Consider the following 15,215-nt stretch of genomic DNA (forward strand, 5'->3'; position numbering starts at 1 on the left):
GGGAGGTACTCCCATGTCGCCACTGTCCGCACCGGCCTCGCGTTCGCCCCTGGTCCGCGGCCTCGCCACCGCCCTCGCGGCCGGCGCGCTCGCCACCGCCGTCGCCGTCACGCCCGCAGCCGCGAACGACGAGTGGGGCGGCGGCGCCGGCTCCACGTCCGCCGTCACCGGCGGCGGAAACGGCGGTGGAGGAAACGGGGGTGGAGGCAGCGGAGGAAACGGGGGAGGAAACGGCGGCGACGCGTGGGGCGGGAGCGACGGCCGCCAGGAGCAGGGCCGCTACCGGGGCGTCGTGACGGCCGACCGGCTCGCCCTGCGCACCTCGCCGAGCCGTGGCGCGGACGTCATCCGATACGCCCGCCGGGGCGAGGTCGTCTCCATCTACTGCAAGACGCCCGGCTCCAAGGTCAAGGGCAACCCGTTGTGGTACCTCCTCACGGACGGCACCTGGGCCTGGGGCGCGGCCCGGTACATCGACAACATCGGCCCCGCGCCGCGCTGGTGCTGAGCCGGACGCCGTGCACACCGCATCATTTGGGTAAGTTCCGGACATGACCAAGGCCGGAACCGGAACCGGGATCACCGTGGCACAGGCGGACACCCCCGCTCCCGTCGCCCGGCTCCCCCGGCGCCGGGGCATCGAACTCGCGCTCATCCTCATGGCCGTCCTGCTGTCGGTCTTCGGCTACTGCAACGTCGGCCTCGCCCGGCACGACGCCCTTCCCCCCGGCGCCGCCGGTTACGGCGCCGGGCTCGGGGTGCTCGCGCTCCTCGCCCACCTGGCGGTACGGCTGCGCGCCCCGTACGCCGATCCGCTGCTGCTGCCCATCGGGGTGCTGCTCAACGGGCTCGGCCTGGTGCTGATCTACCGGCTCGACCTGGAGACGCCGGACGACCGGGCGGCCCCGACCCAGCTGGTGTGGTCGACGCTGGGTGTCGCGCTGTTCATCGTGGTCGTCCTGCTCCTGCGCGACCACCGGGTGCTGCAGCGCTACGCCTACGTGTGCGTCGCGGCGGCGCTCGCCCTGCTCACCGTGCCGATCTTCTTCCCGGCGGTGAACGGCGCCCGCATCTGGATCCGGATCGAGGGCTTCTCCATCCAGCCCGGCGAGTTCGCGAAGGTGCTGCTCGCGGTGTTCTTCGCCGCCTACCTGGCCGCCAACCGCAGCGCGCTGGCCTACGCGGGCCGCCGGGTGTGGCGGCTGCAACTGCCCACCGGCCGGGTGCTCGGCCCGATCCTGGCGGTGTGGCTGGTCAGCGTCGGCGTCCTGGTCCTGGAACGGGACCTGGGCACCTCGCTCCTCTTCTTCGGCCTGTTCGTGGTCCTGCTCTACGTCGCCACCGGCCGCACCGGCTGGATCGCCGTCGGGCTGCTGCTGGCCTCGCTGGGCGCGGTCGCCGTGGGCTGGCTGGAGCCGCACGTGCACACCAGGGTGGAGGACTGGCTGCACCCCTTCGCGTCCATCGAGGCGGGCCACGGCCCGAACCAGCTGGCCCAGTCCCTCTTCGCCTTCGCGGCGGGCGGGGTGACCGGCACCGGTCTCGGCCTCGGCCACTCGGTCCTGATCGGTTTCGCCGTCAAGTCGGACTTCATCCTGGCGACGGCCGGTGAGGAGCTGGGCTTCCTCGGCCTGACCGCCGTCTTCCTGCTGTACGGGCTGCTGGTGGAGCGCGGCTACCGGGCGGGGCTGGCCGCCCGCGACCCCTTCGGCCGGCTGCTCGCGGTCGGGCTCTCCTCGATCGTGGCGCTCCAGGTGTTCGTCATCGCGGGCGGGGTGACGGGGCTGATCCCGCTGACCGGCATGGCGATGCCGTTCCTGGCGCAGGGCGGGTCGTCGGTCGTCACCAACTGGGCGATCGTGGCGCTGCTGATCCGGGTCAGCCACGCGGCCCGGCGCGGGACGCCCTCGTGACCCGGAACATCCGGCACGCCGCCGTCTTCTGCGCCCTGCTGCTGGTCGCCCTGGTGGTCAACGCGGCCCGGGTGCAGATCGTCCAGAAGCCGGAATACGACGACAACCCGGCCAACCGCCGTCCCGACATCGCCCGCTACCAGCAGCCGCGCGGCGACATCCTGGTCGGCGGCAGGGCGGTCACCGGCTCCCGGGACACCGGTGAGCACCTGCGCTTCGAGCGGACCTACGCCGAGGGGCCGATGTACGCGCCGATCACCGGCTTCGCCTCCCAGGCGTACGGGACGACGCTCCTGGAGCACGCCGAGGACGGCCTGCTGTCCGGCGCCGACCCGATGCTCGCGCCGCTGCCGCTGTGGAACGACGTCACGGGCGCCCACAACCCGGGCGGCGACGTCGTGACGACGATCGACGGGGCCGCGCAGCGGGCGGCGTACGACGGGCTGGGCGGGCGCAAGGGGGCGGTGGCCGCGATCGAGCCGGCCACGGGCCGCGTCCTGGCCCTGGTCTCCACCCCCTCCTACGACCCGCAGTTGCTCTCCGGCAACAGCGCGGCCGCCACCCGTGTCTGGAACCGGCTGAACGCCGACCCGGACAAGCCGATGCTCAACCGGGCGGTGAGCCGGACCTATCCGCCGGGTTCGACGTTCAAGGTGGTCACCGCGGCGGCGGCGCTGGACGCGGGCGTGATCCGCGACCTGGACGCGCCGACCCGCTCCCCCGACCCGTACACCCTGCCCGGGACGCGGACGAAGCTCACGAACGAGGCCGACGGGTGCCGGAACGCCTCGCTGCGGGAGGCGTTCGAGTGGTCCTGCAACACGGTGTTCGCCAAGCTCGGCGTGGACGTGGGCGTGCGCGGCATGACGGCGATGGCGGAGGCCTTCGGCTTCAACGACGAGGGGCTGCGGGTCCCCTTCCCGGTCGCCCGGAGCACCTTCGACACCAGCGTGGACCGGGCGCAGCTCGGCCTGTCGTCGATCGGCCAGTACAACACCCGGGCGACGCCGCTGCAGATGGCGATGGTGGCGGCGGCGGTGGCGGGCGGCGGCCAGGTGCGCGCGCCGTACCTGGTGGAACGCACGCTGCGGGCGGGCGGCAGCCTGGTGGCGGCGGCCGGGTCACGCCCTTCCCGCGAGGTGATGCGCCCCTCGACGGCCGCGCTGCTCAAGGAGCTGATGACCGGCGTGGTGGACAACGGCACCGGCGCGAAGGCCGCGATCCCCGGCGCCACCGTCGGCGGCAAGACCGGCACCGCCCAGCACGGCGTGGGCAACTCGGGCACGCCGTACGCGTGGTTCATCTCCTGGGCGCGGGGCGCCGCCGACGTGGAGCCGAAGGTCGCGGTCGCGGTGGTGGTCGAGGGCTCGGCCTCCGACCGGGAGGGCATCAGCGGGGGCGGACTGGCGGCGCCGATCGCACGGGCGGTGATGGAGGCGGTTCTCGGGGGTGAGGGCGGGGCTATCGGCGACGGTTCACGGCGGTGAGGTCGATGTCGATGAGGAAGGGGACAGTGAGTTTGAGGCGGTTGTGGAAGATGCCAGTGGGCACGTAGGTCTTCGCCGTCGACTCCAGTTCGTACACGTAGACCACGGGCAGTCCGTTGTTCTGCTCGATCCGCCAGTAGTGCGTAATGCCCGCAGCTGCGTACTTGCGGGGCTTGGTCTCCCGGTCTCTGTCAATCGAGTCCTCGGAGACCACCTCAACGGCCAGAAGAACGTCACCGTGGAGGAGACGAGTCTGCTTGGGTCCCAGGTCCGCACCGGCCCGGGCCACCAGCACGTCGGGCTCCGGACGGTTCCGGTCGTTGAGCGTCACCGTGAACTCGCGGTAGATCTCGAATTCGTCCGGCGCCTGGTCGCTGAGGGCGCGGTCCAGCAAGCGGATCGTACGCATGTGAAAAGCGGTCTGCGGACTCACGAAAACAAGGCTCCCGTCGATCAGCTCCGTGTGCGGAGGCAGGTTCGGAAGCTCGTCGAGGTCGTCCGCCGTCCAGCCGCCCTCCGGCGGACGGGGCCACTCGTAGTCGTCGTCCAGCCCGTAGTCACGTGCGGCGCTCATGATCGCTCCCATGTAGCGGAGTCTGACGGACACGGCCAGCGTACCCAGGACGAACGCCGGCGGAGCGCTCCATCGAGCGGTCCCGCGCCGAGACATTGACGGCGCACCACCTTTACTCGCGGTCAACAAGTTCCGCGCAGGGGATTGACGAGCTTACTGACACGCAGTCTCATAAGACGCAGCACGCTGGAGTGACCGCGGGTAACACGACACGTTCGACGAGGTGGGACACAGCCATGACGACCCTGACGGAAGCCGACGCGCTCGAGGGCCTGCGCGACGCGCTCGGCCTGCTCAAGGACCGGGAGCAGGTGGCCGAACGGCTGCTCGACTCGTCCGCCAAGCACTCCTTCGACCCGGACAAGGAGCTGGACTGGGACGCGCCGTTCGAGGACGGCAAGTGGTTCTGGCCGCCGGAGCTGGTGTCGCTGTACGACACGCCGATGTGGCAGCGGATGAGCGAGGAGCAGCGCATCGCGCTGTCCCAGCACGAGGCCGCCGCGCTCGCCTCGCTCGGCATCTGGTTCGAGCTGATCCTCATGCAGCTGCTGGTCCGGCACATCTACGACAAGGCGGCGACGAGCGCCCACGTGCGCTACGCGCTCACCGAGATCGAGGACGAGTGCCGGCACTCGAAGATGTTCGCCCGGCTGATATCCCGCGGGGAGACCCCCTGGTACCCGGTGAGCCCGGTCCACCAGCACCTGGGACGCCTGTTCAAGACGATCTCCACCACCCCCGGCTCCTTCACCGCCACACTGCTCGGCGAGGAGGTCCTGGACTGGATGCAGCGGCTGACCTTCCCGGACGAGCGGATCCAGCCGCTGATCCGGGGCGTCACGCGCATCCACGTCGTCGAGGAGGCCCGGCACGTGCGGTACGCCCGTGAGGAGCTGCGCCGGCAGATGGTGACGGCCCCGAAGTGGTCCCAGGAGTTCACCCGGGTCACCTCCGGCGAGTTCGCCCGCGTCTTCTCCAAGGCCTTCATCAACCCCGAGGTCTACTCGAACGTCGGCCTGGACAAGCAGGAGGCCCTGGCCCAGGTCCAGGCCAGCGGCCACCGCAAGGAGATCATGCAGACCGGCGCGAAGCGCCTGACCGACTTCCTGGACGACATCGGCGTCCTGCGCGGCGTCGGCCGCAGGCTGTGGCGGTCCTCGGGCCTGTTGGCCTAGTCCGGCCGGTCCGCCTCGCCGGCGTGGGTGGGCGCCCGCTCGTGCGGGTTACGCTGCGGTTCATGACCCCGCAGGCCCCCACCCCCGCCTACCGCCGCCTCAGCGTGGAGGAGCGCCGCGTCCAGCTGCTGGAGGCGGCGCTCGCCCTCTTCGCGCACCGGCCCCCGGAGGAGGTCTCCCTGGACGACGTCGCCGAGCAGGCGGGGGTCTCGCGGCCGCTGGTGTACCGGTACTTCCCCGGCGGCAAGCAGCAGCTGTACGAGGCCGCGCTGAGCTCCGCCGCCGACGAGCTGCGGCTCTGCTTCGACGAGCCCCGCGAGGGCCCGCTGCTGGCCCGGCTCTCCCGCGCCCTGGACCGCTATCTCACCTTCGTCGACGAGCACGACACCGGCTTCAGCGCGCTGCTGCGCGGCGGCAGCGTGGTCGAGACCTCGCAGACCTCGGGCATCGTGGACGGCGTACGCCGGGCCGCCGCCGACCACATCATGCGCCACCTGGACGTCGCCGAGCCCGGCCCCCGGCTGCGGATGACCGTCCGGATGTGGATCACGGCGGTGGAGGCGGCCTCGCTGATCTGGCTGGACGAGGACAAGCAGCCGCCCTTCGACGAGCTGCGGGACTGGCTGGTGGAGCAGTTCCTCGCCGTACTGACGGTCACCGCCCGCCGCGACCCGCAGACCGCGGCGCTGGTCGAGGCGCTGGCGGCGGACCTCTGACACCGGACGCCGATCACCGACACTGGTCCCGTGAAGAGCGAAGACACCCCCTTCGAGGGCGGCCCCATGGACGGGCGCGTGCTGCCCGTCCTGGTCGGGATGACCGGCCACCCGCCGAAGACGTACCGCATCCCAGTACCCGACCCGGACGGCGGCCCGCCCACCGTGCTCGTGTACCGGCGGGTGCCCCGGGACTCCCGGGGCGGGCTGCGGTTCGCCCGGTGGAAGTACACGTACGACCCCTCGGGCAGGAAGGGCACCGGCCGGAAGTGGCCCTGGTCGAAACCGGAGCGCCCGGCGGCCGCCGATCCAGACGCCACGCCGGGTGGCAAGCCGGACGACGCGGACGGGTGACCCCGTTGCGCCGATCCGCGCACACTCGGCGCGCGGAGCCCGCCGGCCCGCCACATGCTCACCGTGCGGAGCGGACCCGCCGCCCCGCAGCGGAGGTGATGGCGTGTCAGGAAGGCTTCTGCGTCTGGTGTGTACGGCGGCGGTGGCGGCCGGGATCGTCCTCGCGCCCGCGCCCGCCGCGGCCGAACCGGCACCCGGCGCGGCCGACGACCGCACCGTGGCCGGGCTGCTGACGGACCTTCAGCGGCTCTACCGGGAGGCCGAGGCGGCCGCCGAGACCTACAACGGCACCGAGGAGCGCCTGAACAAGCAGCGCGCCGAGGTGCGGCGGCTGGACGCCGAGCTGGCCCGGACCCGGACGTCGCTGCACGACAGCCGGGGCGCGGCCGGGCGGCTGGCCCGGCAGCAGTACCAGAGCAGCAGCGACCTCTCCCCCTACCTGCGGCTGCTGCTGGCCCGCGACCCGCAGCACGCGGTCGACCAGGGGCATGTGATCGGCCGGCTGGCCCGGGAACGGGTCGAGACCGTGGGCCGCCTGACGGGGGACGAGAAGAAGGCTCAGGAGCTGTCCCGGCGCTCCCGGGAGGCCCTGGCCCGGCAGGCCGCCCTCGCCGAGCGCCAGGAGCGGGAGCGGGACGGCGTGCGCGAACGCCTGCGCGCCGTCGAGGAGCTGCTCGCCTCCCTCACCCCCGAGCAGCTGGCCGCCGTGGCGGAGCTGGAGAAGAGCGGGATCGCCGGGGAGCAGGAGCGGTTCCTGGCGTCCGGCGCGCTCGGCGACGACGCCAAGCCGTCCGCCGGGGGCGAGAGCGCGGTGCGCTTCGCGGTGGAGCAGCTCGGCAAGCCGTACGAGTGGGGCGCCGAGGGCCCGGCGTCGTACGACTGCTCGGGGCTGACCTCCGTGGCCTGGCAGCGGGCCGGGACGCCGATCCCGCGCACCAGCCAGGAGCAGTGGGCCCGCCTCGACCACGTGCCCCTGGACGAACTGCGCCCCGGTGACCTGGTCGTGTACTTCCCCGAGGCCACCCACGTGGCGATGTACCTCGGGGACGGCATGGTCGTCCAGGCCCCCCGCCCCGGCGCCGACGTCAAGGTGTCGCCGATCGCCGCCAATCCGGTGCTGGGCGCCGTCCGCCCCGACCCCGGCGGGGAGCCGGTACGGCGCTACACGCCACCGCGGCTCCCCCTGGGGGCGACGGACGGGCCGGACGCGGGGTACGCGCCCGCGGCGGCCGAGAGTTCGGCCAGGTAGCCCTCGGTCTTCGCCGGCTCGTAGAAGAAGTTCTCGAAGTCGGCCGGGTCGTTGAAGCCGTTGGCGAAGCGGTCGGCGACCGGCTGGAGCTGTGTACCGGCTCCGATCAGGTTCAGGATGTGCTCCGGCGGCGGGGCCAGCATGGCGTTCGTCCACTTGGTGACGTGCTGGGCGGTCTCCCAGTAGCGGTCGAAGGTCTGCCGCATCCAGGCCTCGTCGAACTCCTGGTCGCCGTGCTCGACGATCGAGGCGAGGTAGGAGGCCGCGCACTTGGACGCGGAGTTGGAGCCCTGGCCGGTGATCGGGTCGTTGGCGACCACCACGTCGGCCACGCCGAGGACGAGACCACCGCCGGGGAGGCGGCCGACCGGGTTGCGGACGGTGGGGGCGTACCGCCCGGCCAGGGTGCCGCCGGCGTCGGTCAGTTCGACCTTGGTGGCTCGCGCGTACTCCCAGGGAACGTACTTCTCCATGAGTTCCAGGGTCAGGGAGAGGTGCTCCGCCGGGTCCTTGACGTCCTTGAAGACGTCGAGCGGGCCGCCGGGTATGCCCTCCAGGAACAGGATGTCGGCACGGCCCGAGGTGGTGAACGTCGGCATGACGAACAGCTCTCCGACGCCGGGCACCAGGTTGCAGCGCACGGCCTCCGTCTCCGGGTGCTCGGGACGCGGGCCCATCCCGTGCACGTAGGCGACGGCGAGGGCGCGCTGCGGCTCGCTGTACGGCGACCGCTCCGGGTCCCGGCCGAACATCTGGACCAGCTCGCCCTTGCCCGCCGAGACCAGGACGAGGTCGTAGGCGCGGGAGAAGTAGTCCAGGTCGCCGACGGCCGCCCCGTGGATGACCAGCTGGCCGCCGCGCTGGGCGAAGGTCTCCATCCAGCCTGCCATCTTCACCCGCTGGTCGACCGACTGCGCGAAGCCGTCGAGGCGGCCCAGCCAGTCGATCGCGCGCTGCGAGGGGCCCGGGTCGAAGGAGCCGGGGGCTCCCACCGAGACGCCGAGTCCCTCGATCTTCGGGGCCTGGGACTCCCAGAAGTTCAGCTGGAGATCGCGCTCGTGCTGGAGTGCCGTGTGGAACATGCACTGCGTCGACATGACCCGGCCGGTGCGGATCTCGTCCGCGGTCCGGTTGGACATCAGGGTGACCTCGTAGCCGTGCGACTGCAGGCCGAGGGCGAGCTGGAGGCCGGACTGGCCGGCTCCGACGACGAGTATCTTCCGCATGCGGTTTCCGTCTCCTGGTCGAGGGCGTCTGATCGAGAGTTCGTCTACTCGGGTGTTTCGTCGAGCGCGTGGCCCACGAGGGACAACAGGGTCTCGATGGCCGAGATCCGACGGCGCGCGTCCATGATCATGACAGGTATGTGCGCCGGGATCGTCAACGCCTCCCGCACGTCCTCCGCCTCGAACAGCTCGCTGCCGTCGAAGTGGTTGACCGCGACGACGTACGGCAGTCCGCAGCTCTCGAAGTAGTCGAGGGCCGGCCAGCAGTCCTTCAGGCGGCGCGTGTCGGCCAGCACGACGGCACCGATCGCGCCGCGCACCAGGTCGTCCCACATGAACCAGAACCGCTGCTGGCCCGGGGTGCCGAACAGGTACAGCACCAGGTCGTCGTCGAGCGTGAGGCGGCCGAAGTCCATGGCCACGGTGGTGGTGAGCTTGCCCGGGGTGGCGGTGAGGTCGTCGGTCTCCTCGCTCGCCTCGGTCATCAGCGCCTCGGTCTGCAGGGGCGTGATCTCCGAGACGGCGGTGACCAGCGTGGTCTTGCCGACCCCGAAACCTCCCGCGACGACGATCTTCGTGGCGACCGGCGCGCGGGTGGGATCGGTCTGCCAGGGCTGCACGGGCCCGTCGGTGTCGACGAGCGGGGGGACGCCGAACGCGGCGGCGTCAGAGACGACGGAGTCCACTGAGCACCCTTTCGAGCAGAGCGCGGTCCGGGCGGCCCGTGCCGTGGCCGGTCCCGGTGCCGTACACACGGATCTTTCCCTGGTCCGCCAGGTCGCTGAGGAGCACCCGGACCACGCCGAGCGGCATCTTCAGCAGCGCGGCGATCTCGGCCACCGTACGCATCCGGCGGCACAGTTCGACGATGGCCCGCATCTCCGGCATCACCCGGGAGGTCAGGCCGCCGTTGGTCAACTCCTTGCGCTCCTCGGCGGCTTCGAGCGCGGCGGTGCCGGCCGTGGCGCCGACGAACGTCTCGACGAGCAGCACGTGACCGAAGCGGGTCCGGCCGCCGGTGAGCGAGTAGGGGCGTACGCGGGCCGGTTTGCGGTCGGCGCCGCGGACGGGGAGCTGCCCCCGGCCGTTCTTCCCGGGCTTCTCGGGACTGCTGCTCATCGGGCGCTCCCCGTCGGCTCGGACTCCAGGGACTTCCGCAGCTCGGTGCGGAGTTCGGGGGTCAGGACGTGGCCGGCGCGGCCGACGAAGAGGGCCATGTGGTACGCCACGACGCTCATGTCGCACTCCGCCGAGCCGTGCACGCCGAGCAGCGAGCCGTCGCTGATCGACATCACGAACAGGCTGCCCTCGTCCATGGCGACCATCGTGTGCTTCACCGGGCCGAAGTCGATCAGCCGGGCGGCGCCGACGGTCAGGCTGCCCACGCCGGAGACGACGGTGGCCAGGTCGGCGGCGGAGCCGCGCGGGCCCGCCCGGGGCGTCTCGCGGGCCTGCCGGGCCTCCTCGTTGCGGCCGGGGTCCGAGGACAGGAGCAGCAGCCCGTCGGAGGAGACCACGGCGACCGACCGGATGCCGGGCACCTCCTCGACGAGGTTGGTCAGCAGCCAGTGGAGATTGCGGGCTTCACTGCTGAGTCCGAACGTACTGGGAGCGGTCAACTGCTTGCCTCCTCGACGGTGCCCCCCGTGGCTTCTTCGGTTGTGTCCGCCCCGGCGTCCGGCGCCGGGTTCCGCCCGGTGCGGTCGGCGATCTCCGCCTCGACGTCCCGGCGGCCGGCCTCCGCCCCGCGGCGGAATCCGCCCAGGCGCCGACGGAGCGCGTCGGCGTCGACGGAACCCGCGGTGCGCGGACGCGGCACCGCGGCGGGGGTGGTGAGCTGCGGGGTCCGCTTGGGCAGGCCCTTGTCGGTGACCGGTTCGGCCGGCGTGGACGGAGCCGGTTCCTGCTGCCCGCCCCTCGCCTCGACCGTGTCCGGTACGTGGTCCGTGTCCGGTACATCCCCCGTGTCCGGTACATGGCCCGTGTCCGGTGCGCGGTCGTGGGCGTCGGGGCCGATGGCGTAGGGATCGGGGACGGTCTCCGGCCGGGTCTCCGGTTCCGCGACGGCCGGGAGGAAGAGGGCCATCGTGGCGTCGTCGGGGAGGTCGCTGCCGGGTGCGGGATCGTCCTGGGCGGGCACCGCCTCCCCCGCGGGTTCCGGGGCCACCTCCCCGGCCGGCTCTTCGCGCTCGTCCGGTTCCGGAGTCCCCGAGGCGTCCACGTGGGACGCGTCCGCCTCCGCACGGCGTACGGCTTCCTCCGCCGAGGCGACCAGCGGGTCGACGCCGGGCTCGGGATCCGGGCGGCCCGGCTCCTCCCCGGCGCCTTCTTCCGCCTGGTCGGCCTTCTCAGGCTTGCCCGCCTGGTCAGCCTTGTGAGCCTTCTCCGTCTTCTCCGCCCGACCGTGCAGGACGTTGGAGTTGGCCTCCGCGTCGGCGCCGGGCAGGGAGAAGGTGCCGGTGCCGTCGGACACCGGCACGGTCGGGGCCAGCGCGGCCGGCGGGGCGGCGGCCAGCAGCGGGCTCGGCAGGACGACGACGGCGGCGACCCCGCCCTGCTTCTGCTCCCGCAGCCGTACCCGCGCCCCGTGCCGGTGGGCGAGCCGGGCGACGACGTAGAGGCCGAGCCCCAGACCGTCCTCGCCCTCCTGGTCGTACGGCGCGTCCGGGTCGAAGTCGGTGAGGCGGGCGTTGAGCCGCTGGAGGCGTTCGGTGGCCATGCCGATGCCCTCGTCCTGGACGGAGAGCATCACCTCGCCGTTCTCCAGGAGCCAGCCGGAGACCTCGACGGGCAGGTCCGGCGGCGAGAAGGAGGTGGCGTTCTCCATCAGCTCGGCCAGCAGGTGGGAGAGGTCGTCGGCGGCGAACCCGGCCACGTGGGCGTGCGGCGGCAGCGCGGCGATGCGCACCCGCTCGTACCGCTCGATCTCGCTGACCGCGGCGCGGACCACGTCGACCAGCGGCACCGGCGTGGCGCTGTGCTGGACGTGCTCGGTGCCGGCCAGGACGAGGAGGTTCTCGCTGTGCCGGCGCATGACCGTGGCGAAGTGGTCGAGCTTGAACAGGGTGGCGAGGCGGTCCGGGTCCTGCTCGCGCTCCTCCAGGCTCTCGATGACGGCGAGTTGCCGCTCGACCAGGCCCAGGGTGCGCAGCGCGAGGTTGACGAAGGTGGAGCCGATGCTCTTGCGCACCACGTCCAGCTGGGCGGCGGACTCGGCGAGTTCGGCGCGCAGTTCCTCGCGGGCGTCGGCCATCTTCTGCCGCTGGCCGACCAGGTGCTTGCGGTCGGACTCCAGCGTGGCGACCCGTCCGGCGAGTGTGGCGGCGTGCGTGTGCAGGGCGTTGACGGAGCGGACGACCTGCGCGAACTCGTCGTTGCGGCCGGTGAAGGCGACCGCCTCCTCGGTCGTCGGGTCCTCCGCCTCGGCCAGCCGGGCCGAGCCGCGGCGCAGCACCGACAGCGGGCGGGTGAGGGTGCGGGCCAGGGCGGTGGCGATGCCGACGGTGAGCAGGATCAGGGCGCCGAGGACGGCGATCCGGATCTCCAGCGCGGTGACGTCGTCGTCGCGCAACTGCTCCAGGGCCTCGACGCGCTTCTCGTACAGGGCGGACTCCGCGCCGCGCATCGCGTCCACGCGGGCGGAGAGGGCGGCTTCCAGCCGCTTGGTGCTGGTGCGCAGGTCGCCGTCGGAGAGCGTCGGCTCGTCGGTGAGGCCGGCGAGGTACTTCTCGGCGGAGTTGACCTCGGGCCCGGCGACCGTGGCGTCGAAACTGCCGCGCGCCTCCTTGGGGGCGCCCTCGCGGAAGTCGGCGAGGGCCGCTTCGGAGCGCACCCGGGCCTGCTGGGCCGCGGCGGCGAGGGCGTCGCGCTGTTCGGCGTCGGCGTCCGAGGAGGTGGTCGTCTCGGTGGGCAGGCCGGTGACCGGGTCGATGACGGTCTCGGTGCTGCTCGGCACGTTCAGGGCCGCCAGCAGCAGGCCGCGGGTGGCGGCGGCCTGCTGGACGGCGGTGTCCAGCTCGGCCAGCGCGTACGCGCCGGAGCCCGCGCGGGGCGGCATCTCCTCGGCCAGCTTCTCGGCCAGGGCGTGGAGTTCGGTGATCGCCTCCGAGTACGCCTGGTGGGCTTCCAGCGCGGTGCTCTTGCCGGTGAGGGCGGCGCGGCGCAGCGCGGCGACGGCGTCGAGGTCCTCGCGCAGGGAGGCGGGCGTGTCGGTGTCGGTGCGCAGTTCCTCCACCTGGCGGTCGACGCGGGCGCCGCGCTGCTCGGAGGGCGCCTTCGACTTGGGGCGGCCGGCCGCGATGTAGGGGGTGACCTCGTCGCGCTCGTCGGCGAGGGAGTGGGCGAGGGTCAGCGCGCCCTGGGTCTGCTCGGCGAGCGTCACCAGCTTCTGGGAGTCGTGCAGTTGCCCGGAGGCGGCCACGACCGAGGGGGCTCCGGCCCCGGCGACGGCGGCTGCCACGACGGCCACCGCGACGATGAGTCGGTTGCGTACGTGGGTGGCACGGCCCTTGCCGACGGGAGCCTCCGGCGGCTGCGGAGGGGTGGAGGTGCCGGGGGTGCGCTCCGCGCTCCCCGCGGGGGCCGCCTGCTTGCCTGTGCGACGAGGCCGCGTCTTCTGCACCGGTGCTCGCATTCCTGACTCGTGTACCCGTGGGCCCGGGTGGCGCTCCGTCAACTGGCCGGCCGGGGGCGCGTGCACCCACTGCCGGGCGCTGGGCTGTTCCCCGGCCGCCGGCAGCGCGTCGGGCGGGGAGACCGCGTGAGCGGGGCAGTCCCCCCACCGGTTCCCGACCCTCCCAGTGCCGGTGGGCGGTGAGCGCGCATCATCCGACCCGCCACCCGAAGGAGTGAACCCCGGAGGGGAGTTGGGGAGCAAGTTCCCCCGGCGCGTGCCGCCCGGCAGCCCGGCGAGCCGGTTGGACGTCTGCGACGGGCGGTGGCACTATGTGCCGCCACGCGCCGCCCGATCTTGGAATTCCACCCCAAATCCGGCGCCTGACCTGCGCCGCCGCCTCGATTCCGGGAGAACGCGAGGAAGGTGCCAGCCTTTTGCGAACGCTGTGAAGGGGTCGTGCAGACTGGCCGGATGCGTACGGAACTCGTCTCGGAACCAGGCCTCGCCGACCAGCCCAACGAGGACTTCGCGAGCGTCGGACTACCCGCCTCGGGACAGGGTGGTTCACTCGTCGTCCTTGACGGCGTGACGCCGCCACGGACCGCGACGGGGTGTCTGCATTCCGTGCCCTGGTTCACGGCGCGCCTGGGCGGGGCGCTGACCGAACTGACCGTTTCACTCCCGGATCTCCCCCTCGCCGAGGCCCTGTCCCGCGCCGTCGCGCGTACCGCGGCGGCACACGCGGAAACCTGTGACCTTTCTCACCCGCGCACGCCGCAGGCAACCGTGGTCCTCGCGCGCTGGTCCGCGGCCGCCGTCGAGTACCTGGTCCTGTCCGACTCCGCGCTCCTGCTGGAGGCTCCCGACGGCACCCTCACCCCTGTCCTGGACGACCGGCTGGCCCGGCTGCCCCGCTCGGCCCTCGTGAGCGACGCGGTGATCGACGCCGGGCTGCGCAACAAGGAGGGCGGCTTCTTCACGGCCGCGGCCGACCCCGCCGTGGCGGCCCGCGCCGTGACGGGGGTGCTCCCGCGCGGCGAGGTGCGCACGCTGGCGGCGCTCACGGACGGGGCCGCGCGGTGGGTGGAGAAGTTCGGGGAGGGCGACTGGGCGGATTGCCTGGCCCTGGTCCGCAAGCAGGGCGCGCAGGCGCTGGTGGACCGGGTGCGGGAGCTGGAGCGCGCGGACGCGGCGGACGGGCGGGCGTTCCTCGGGCGCAGCAAGACGCACGACGACGCGACGGTGGTCTACGCCGAGTTGTGAGACGGACGGACGGCGCCGGTACTACTTCTCCATCCCCCGGTTGAGTTCGTGCAGCAGCCGGGCCAGTTCCGTCACCTCGCGCGGGTCCCAGCCGGCGAGCCGGCGGGCGTACCGGGCGCGGCGGGCCTCCCGGACCCGGCCGACGCGTTCCTGGCCCTCCGGGGTCAGGGTGACCAGCCAGGCCCGGCCGTCGGCGGGGTCGGGCTCGCGGGCGACGAGCCCGAGCTCCTCCAGCGCGCGCAACTGGCGGGACATGGTGGCCTTGCCGACGCCGATGAAGGCGGCGAGGTCGGTGGCGCGCTGGCCGCCGCACTCGCCGAGCCGGACGAGCAGGCCGTACGCGGACGACTCCAGGTCGGGGTGGACCTCCCGGGCCATCTCGCCCTGGTTGGCCCGGGCCCGCCGCAGCAGGACGGTCAACTCCCGCTCCAGGGCCAGGAACTCCGGTTGGTTCACACCACTGCCGGACAGGTGGGATTCGCCTCCGCGACCGTCGCCGTTCCCGTCTTCGTGCACGTCAGCCCCTGCCTCGATTTTCCGGTCCTGAAAGTTTCCGCCACGGGCCGCCATCGCCGCAGCTCGCCAAGTATTTCGCAGGCTTAGACCAACGGCGGCTCCCGGTCCTCTTCCACCCGCCGTTTCT

At 72.8% G+C, this 15,215-nt stretch carries 15 protein-coding genes; 8 read left to right on the forward strand and 7 right to left on the reverse strand.

What is annotated here, in order from left to right; genetic code table 11:
• Positions 1-13 precede the first annotated feature (13 nt).
• The 3 genes from ACH4D3_RS20795 to ACH4D3_RS20805 are packed head-to-tail and all read left to right on the forward strand — an operon-like array spanning position 14 to position 3,400.
• The gene (locus ACH4D3_RS20795; RefSeq protein ID WP_398323965.1) at positions 14-508 is read left to right on the forward strand and encodes an SH3 domain-containing protein; all 495 of its coding nucleotides are present in this window, start codon (positions 14-16) and stop codon (positions 506-508) included.
• A 43-nt stretch (positions 509-551) separates the two neighbouring features.
• The gene (locus tag ACH4D3_RS20800) at positions 552-1,913 is read left to right on the forward strand and encodes an FtsW/RodA/SpoVE family cell cycle protein (RefSeq protein WP_398323967.1); all 1,362 of its coding nucleotides are present in this window, start codon (positions 552-554) and stop codon (positions 1,911-1,913) included.
• A complete protein-coding gene (locus tag ACH4D3_RS20805) occupies positions 1,910-3,400 on the forward strand; it encodes a penicillin-binding transpeptidase domain-containing protein (RefSeq protein WP_398323969.1) in 1,491 nt (496 codons plus the stop codon). Before ACH4D3_RS20800 ends, ACH4D3_RS20805 begins: the two co-directional genes overlap by 4 nt.
• Here ACH4D3_RS20805 and ACH4D3_RS20810 read toward each other — a convergent pair.
• Positions 3,375-3,974, reverse strand: coding sequence for a Uma2 family endonuclease (locus ACH4D3_RS20810; protein WP_398323971.1), 600 nt, complete (start codon positions 3,972-3,974; stop codon positions 3,375-3,377). The genes ACH4D3_RS20805 and ACH4D3_RS20810 overlap by 26 nt on opposite strands.
• 236 nt (positions 3,975-4,210) lie before the next feature.
• Between ACH4D3_RS20810 and ACH4D3_RS20815 the strand changes: the two genes are divergently transcribed.
• The 4 genes from ACH4D3_RS20815 (at position 4,211) to ACH4D3_RS20830 (ending at position 7,468) form a co-directional block, all read left to right on the forward strand.
• Entirely contained in the window at positions 4,211-5,149 is a 939-nt protein-coding gene (locus ACH4D3_RS20815; protein ID WP_398323973.1) for a diiron oxygenase, read from the forward strand.
• A 62-nt stretch (positions 5,150-5,211) separates the two neighbouring features.
• Positions 5,212-5,865: a TetR/AcrR family transcriptional regulator gene (locus ACH4D3_RS20820; protein WP_398323975.1), complete on the forward strand. Its 654-nt coding sequence runs from the start codon at positions 5,212-5,214 to the stop codon at positions 5,863-5,865.
• Positions 5,866-5,895: 30 nt separating this feature from the next.
• Positions 5,896-6,219, forward strand: coding sequence for a hypothetical protein (locus ACH4D3_RS20825; protein ID WP_398323977.1), 324 nt, complete (start codon positions 5,896-5,898; stop codon positions 6,217-6,219).
• A gap of 103 nt (positions 6,220-6,322) precedes the next feature.
• The gene (locus ACH4D3_RS20830) at positions 6,323-7,468 is read left to right on the forward strand and encodes an NlpC/P60 family protein (protein ID WP_398323979.1); all 1,146 of its coding nucleotides are present in this window, start codon (positions 6,323-6,325) and stop codon (positions 7,466-7,468) included.
• Here the strand turns inward: ACH4D3_RS20830 and ACH4D3_RS20835 are convergent.
• The 5 genes from ACH4D3_RS20835 to ACH4D3_RS20855 are packed head-to-tail and all read right to left on the reverse strand — an operon-like array spanning position 7,381 to position 13,327.
• Positions 7,381-8,694, reverse strand: a complete 1,314-nt coding sequence (locus tag ACH4D3_RS20835) for a styrene monooxygenase/indole monooxygenase family protein (RefSeq protein ID WP_398323981.1) — start codon at positions 8,692-8,694, stop codon at positions 7,381-7,383. The two genes, ACH4D3_RS20830 and ACH4D3_RS20835, sit on opposite strands and share 88 nt — an antisense overlap.
• 44 nt (positions 8,695-8,738) lie before the next feature.
• Positions 8,739-9,380: a GTP-binding protein gene (locus ACH4D3_RS20840; RefSeq protein WP_398323983.1), complete on the reverse strand. Its 642-nt coding sequence runs from the start codon at positions 9,378-9,380 to the stop codon at positions 8,739-8,741.
• The gene (locus ACH4D3_RS20845) at positions 9,361-9,813 is read right to left on the reverse strand and encodes a DUF742 domain-containing protein (RefSeq protein WP_398323985.1); all 453 of its coding nucleotides are present in this window, start codon (positions 9,811-9,813) and stop codon (positions 9,361-9,363) included. Before ACH4D3_RS20845 ends, ACH4D3_RS20840 begins: the two co-directional genes overlap by 20 nt.
• A complete protein-coding gene (locus tag ACH4D3_RS20850; RefSeq protein ID WP_398323987.1) occupies positions 9,810-10,313 on the reverse strand; it encodes a roadblock/LC7 domain-containing protein in 504 nt (167 codons plus the stop codon). Before ACH4D3_RS20850 ends, ACH4D3_RS20845 begins: the two co-directional genes overlap by 4 nt.
• Positions 10,310-13,327 carry a nitrate- and nitrite sensing domain-containing protein gene (locus ACH4D3_RS20855; protein ID WP_398323989.1) on the reverse strand — a complete coding sequence of 1,006 codons (3,018 nt, stop codon included), beginning with the start codon at positions 13,325-13,327 and terminating at the stop codon, positions 10,310-10,312. The genes ACH4D3_RS20850 and ACH4D3_RS20855 overlap by 4 nt, the downstream gene beginning before the upstream one ends.
• Positions 13,328-13,780: 453 nt before the next feature.
• Here ACH4D3_RS20855 and ACH4D3_RS20860 point away from each other — a divergent pair, with 453 nt between their 5' ends.
• Positions 13,781-14,572: a protein phosphatase 2C domain-containing protein gene (locus ACH4D3_RS20860; protein ID WP_398323991.1), complete on the forward strand. Its 792-nt coding sequence runs from the start codon at positions 13,781-13,783 to the stop codon at positions 14,570-14,572.
• A gap of 21 nt (positions 14,573-14,593) precedes the next feature.
• Here ACH4D3_RS20860 and ACH4D3_RS20865 read toward each other — a convergent pair whose 3' ends face one another.
• Complete coding sequence (locus tag ACH4D3_RS20865) at positions 14,594-15,088, reverse strand: MarR family winged helix-turn-helix transcriptional regulator (protein ID WP_398323993.1); 495 nt, start codon at positions 15,086-15,088, stop codon at positions 14,594-14,596.
• Positions 15,089-15,215 lie beyond the last annotated feature (127 nt).

Origin of the sequence: Streptomyces sp. NPDC018026 (assembly GCF_044327745.1) — a bacterium.
Lineage (GTDB): Bacteria > Actinomycetota > Actinomycetes > Streptomycetales > Streptomycetaceae > Streptomyces > Streptomyces rubrogriseus.

Coding starts and splice junctions, on each gene's coding strand:
- ACH4D3_RS20795 (WP_398323965.1), top strand. CDS start 14: ATGTCGCCACTGTCCGCACCGGCCTCGCGTTCGCCCCTGGTCCGCGGC.
- ACH4D3_RS20800 (WP_398323967.1), top strand. CDS start 552: ATGACCAAGGCCGGAACCGGAACCGGGATCACCGTGGCACAGGCGGAC.
- ACH4D3_RS20810 (WP_398323971.1), bottom strand. CDS start 3,974: ATGAGCGCCGCACGTGACTACGGGCTGGACGACGACTACGAGTGGCCC.
- ACH4D3_RS20815 (WP_398323973.1), top strand. CDS start 4,211: ATGACGACCCTGACGGAAGCCGACGCGCTCGAGGGCCTGCGCGACGCG.
- ACH4D3_RS20820 (WP_398323975.1), top strand. CDS start 5,212: ATGACCCCGCAGGCCCCCACCCCCGCCTACCGCCGCCTCAGCGTGGAG.
- ACH4D3_RS20835 (WP_398323981.1), bottom strand. CDS start 8,694: ATGCGGAAGATACTCGTCGTCGGAGCCGGCCAGTCCGGCCTCCAGCTC.
- ACH4D3_RS20845 (WP_398323985.1), bottom strand. CDS start 9,813: ATGAGCAGCAGTCCCGAGAAGCCCGGGAAGAACGGCCGGGGGCAGCTC.
- ACH4D3_RS20855 (WP_398323989.1), bottom strand. CDS start 13,327: ATGCGAGCACCGGTGCAGAAGACGCGGCCTCGTCGCACAGGCAAGCAG.
- ACH4D3_RS20860 (WP_398323991.1), top strand. CDS start 13,781: ATGCGTACGGAACTCGTCTCGGAACCAGGCCTCGCCGACCAGCCCAAC.